The sequence below is a fragment of the Paenisporosarcina sp. genome (assembly GCF_057785155.1).
The window spans coordinates 1-2,970 of sequence record NZ_JBYNRN010000029.1 but is presented as its reverse complement, the minus strand read 5'-3'; the positions used below and the strand labels follow the sequence as shown (position 1 = coordinate 2,970).

Here is a 2,970-nt window from a genome sequence, read left to right as displayed (position 1 = left end):
CTTTGCTGATTAAGCTTTCAACCGTAAATACAGCTTGTTGTACCGTCAACATGTGATTCACCTCCTTGTCTATCAGTATTCACATCATAGACAAGGAAAGAAGAAAATATTCAGCTCACTTTATGATGTGGCTGAATAGTTACCTTTAATATAAATTAACTTCAAACTCTTCTTTTGAAGTCCATGGCCATAAATATTCAAAACCACTATGAGTATGCTTATGAATTGGTGCATATAAGTCTCCAGGATATGTTGCGATATAAAATTCATGTGAAGGCGCTTTATCATGAACTCCATAAAATTCTCCACGTCCGTCCTGAAATACTTTAGCATAATAAAAAGCATCTATATCTGGCGCAGTAGTTAATGGATTACTTGCAGCTAGTCCCATTCGATGATAAATATAATTACTTCCATATTCAACATTCTGAATATGAATATCACTTGTAGGTGCTCTACCACTTCCTATAAGTTTATAATTCTCATCATAACCAGTCGTTAAACCAATTTGCGGGTGTAGTTTAGCGTATTTACTAGAACCATTCCATGTTACATACACATCAGATCTAGTTCTAAATTTATTAGACCAAAAATCGAAACTTCGATCGTCTCCCCCAAAGTATTTATATGTACAAACAATCTCACACCAAGGATTAGGAGCGTACTTCATAGGAATAAAAGTAGTATATCTAAGCACATAACCGTAACCTGGAGGAGGAGTAAAACTATTTAATGTACTAACATTATCTTCCTGTTTTAATGTAGTACTAGTATTAGTTTTAGCTTTTTCTTCTTCTGTTTTCATTTGTTTTGTTACTTTAGGAAGCACATTTTCTTCTGATGCCCTAACTACTGCACTTAAACTTCTTCTTTCATAAAATAAATCCTTGTAATCTTTTAATTCATAGTTTACTTTGTTTTCTTTCAATTCCTTTTTAATTTCAAGAATCTTCTCTTTTGGTAACTTTTTGTAACCTACTATTTTGTAATGATATACTTCATTTTTAACAATATCATTATCAATAAACTGAAGTTTTTTTGTTCTTTTTATCAGCGTGTCATTTTTATAAACTTCAAAATATTCAAAATCGTTCGGAAGACCCCTCCATTTTACCGTGATTTTGTCATTACCTACCAAAACGTTAATTTGAGCATCCTTCATTGGATAGTATGTTTTAGACATTCCATTATTAATGTTATTAGTATTAAAAGATTGTATACCTTGCTCACGATCAGTAGTAGTAGCAGTATTTATAATAACTTTATCAAACTCTTTATTATCTTTAAGCGCTATCAATTTAAATTTGTAAAAATTTCCTTCTTCAAGTCCATTTATAACAAATTCGTTATCATTACCCTCATATAAAACTTTTTCGTTATCCCCTTCAATTTCATGTAACTTATATTTAAATCCAAGTTCATTCCAACTAACATATATTTTGTTATTTTCTGGTAGTACCTCTACGTTTAAGTCTTCAGCTGCCAATGCATTTATACTACCGAATAAAATAAATAGAATAGTAAGAGTCAAATACCTAGTAAAAAACTTTTTAATCATCTAATACGCCTCTTTTTTGTCGAATGATGTTATAATATGGTTATGTGCAAAGGAGGTGAGAAGATGAGCGAGCAATTATTGGAGAAAATTTTACTCGTCGTCACAGACATACAAAAAGAATTGCACGACATTCGTGAAGAGCAAAAAGCCATTCGTGAAGAACAACAAGCCATTCGCGAAGAACAGCGAGCCATTCGTGAAGAACAACAAGCTATTCGTGAGGAACAAATGGCTATTCGCGAAGAGCAGAAAACATTCCGTGAAGAAATAAACTCGTTGCGGGAGGAAATGAATGCATTCCGCAAAGAGCAGCAACTCATTCGCGAAGAGCAACAAGCATTAAAAAATGGACAAAAAGAGCTTTACGATCTTATGAACGCTCTTCTCCATCGTCAAGACGAAACGGACGCGAAACTCGAGGCTTTAACGATGGATGTCCATCATATGCGCGGTGAAATGACAGCAATGAAGCAAGAAATCCACGCACTAAACGAAAAAATTGACTCCCACTACGAACAATTCAACGAACGCCTTAACAATCTCCAACTTGACGTTGATTTCACCGTTCATAAAACAACGATGACGGAACGTGAACTTTTCAAAATGAGAAATCGGTTGTTTTCATAGAGAGGGCATTTCCCTCTCTATGAAATTCGATTTATATACTTCTTTCATTTAAAGGTAACATCACTTCCAGAAATGAATGAAATTACATGATTCTCCGCCCCACATAATATCCCAATGCTCCTATATAAATTGAAGCTACAAGAACACAAGAAGGATAAAAAGGAAGCGTCGTAATCGTTGCGATCCCTAAAACAACAGCCCCATCCCATTTAAATCCCCATTTTTCATCGATAAAAAAAATGAGCGCCTCTGTTACCGCACATATAAACGGAACAGCTAGTACTGCAATTGGAAAAATGGCAATAAAGAAAGAAAAACCGCTAAATAATGAGAACGAAAGGGCAAACATGACAAACGACAACAAAACTCCTATTAAAAATTTTTTCACTTATACTATCCCCTTTTAATATAAAATTACTTACTCACTGCGATTTTCTTATTGGGGTACGAAGGGAATAAATATTTGACATTTGTACCTGCAGCATCAGGATTAAATTGATACAGAGTTTTCCATGTTCCCCCATTATCCGATCTATAAATTTCATGCCAAGGATACTGGTCATGACTACCATTGATATAAGTAACTCCACTTTTTTGAATATTTAAACTATAGCTGTAATCAATATTCGGTGGGACATCCATGAGAAACGGCAATCCAACAGAATGGGAAATTTGAAATTGTGCTTCACTGGATGTAATCCATTCCTTTACAGCCGTTATACCTGATGTCCCAGCATTTTTTCTTGCCAATTCCGTTGAACCACATGTACCATTATCATTTTTAT

4 protein-coding genes are annotated in these 2,970 nt (G+C 34.2%); 1 reads left to right on the top strand and 3 read right to left on the bottom strand.

From position 1 onward, the window contains the following. Nucleotides 1-145: 145 nt before the first annotated feature. Complete coding sequence (locus tag AC3EA5_RS11025; protein ID WP_488608398.1) at nucleotides 146-1,558, bottom strand: DUF3238 domain-containing protein; 1,413 nt, start codon at nucleotides 1,556-1,558, stop codon at nucleotides 146-148. Nucleotides 1,559-1,594: 36 nt separating this feature from the next. On the opposite strand from AC3EA5_RS11025, the gene AC3EA5_RS11020 reads away from it, so the two are divergent. Further along, nucleotides 1,595-2,185, top strand: coding sequence for a hypothetical protein (locus tag AC3EA5_RS11020; RefSeq protein WP_488608397.1), 591 nt, complete (start codon nucleotides 1,595-1,597; stop codon nucleotides 2,183-2,185). An 82-nt stretch (nucleotides 2,186-2,267) separates the two neighbouring features. On the opposite strand, the gene AC3EA5_RS11015 is transcribed toward AC3EA5_RS11020, so the two are convergent. Both AC3EA5_RS11015 and AC3EA5_RS11010 read right to left on the bottom strand, forming a co-directional pair. Continuing rightward, nucleotides 2,268-2,573, bottom strand: coding sequence for a hypothetical protein (locus AC3EA5_RS11015; protein WP_091702601.1), 306 nt, complete (start codon nucleotides 2,571-2,573; stop codon nucleotides 2,268-2,270). 26 nt (nucleotides 2,574-2,599) lie between these two features. Next, a partial coding sequence (locus AC3EA5_RS11010; RefSeq protein WP_488608396.1) for a DUF3238 domain-containing protein occupies nucleotides 2,600-2,970 on the bottom strand: 371 nt, incomplete at its 5' end.